This window comes from Lacihabitans sp. CS3-21 (assembly GCF_024343675.1).
In the GTDB taxonomy this organism is placed as follows: domain Bacteria; phylum Bacteroidota; class Bacteroidia; order Cytophagales; family Spirosomataceae; genus Leadbetterella.
Genome location: NZ_RJUD01000094.1, coordinates 1 through 566 on the forward strand (window position 1 = coordinate 1; position 566 = coordinate 566).

Below are 566 nucleotides of genomic sequence, written 5' to 3' on the forward strand. Positions count from 1 at the left end.
AAAAAGGTTCTTACCTTTGCACCCCGATTAAGACGGAAGGGAGAAATAGAGAGGCTGGAAACAGTGACGAGCTCACGATGAAGTGGGATAAAGTTCATTAACTTATTGGAGATAGAGACGAAACATAAAGTTGGGAGATCTTTCGATGTAAGAAATTACTATGGAGAGTTTGATCCTGGCTCAGGATGAACGCTAGCGGCAGGCTTAATACATGCAAGTCGAGGGGGCAGCAATGTCACCGGCGAACGGGTGCGTAACGCGTATGCAACCTACCTACATCAGGGGGATAGCCCTAGGAAACTGGGATTAACACCGCATAATACTAGACACGGCATCGTGCTTAGTTGAAATATTTATAGGATGTAGATGGGCATGCGTAGGATTAGCTAGTTGGTAAGGTAACGGCTTACCAAGGCTACGATCCTTAGGGGCTCTGAGAGGAGTATCCCCCACACTGGCACTGAGATACGGGCCAGACTCCTACGGGAGGCAGCAGTAGGGACTATTGGGCAATGGAGGCAACTCTGACCCAGCCATGCCGCGTGCAGGAAGACGGTCCTCTGGAT

The 566-nt window shown here is 49.6% G+C and carries 1 rRNA gene; it reads left to right on the forward strand.

The window, feature by feature from the left end:
- Positions 1 to 157 precede the first annotated feature (157 nt).
- Positions 158 to 566 (forward strand): 16S ribosomal RNA (locus EGI24_RS14620); the annotation flags it as partial.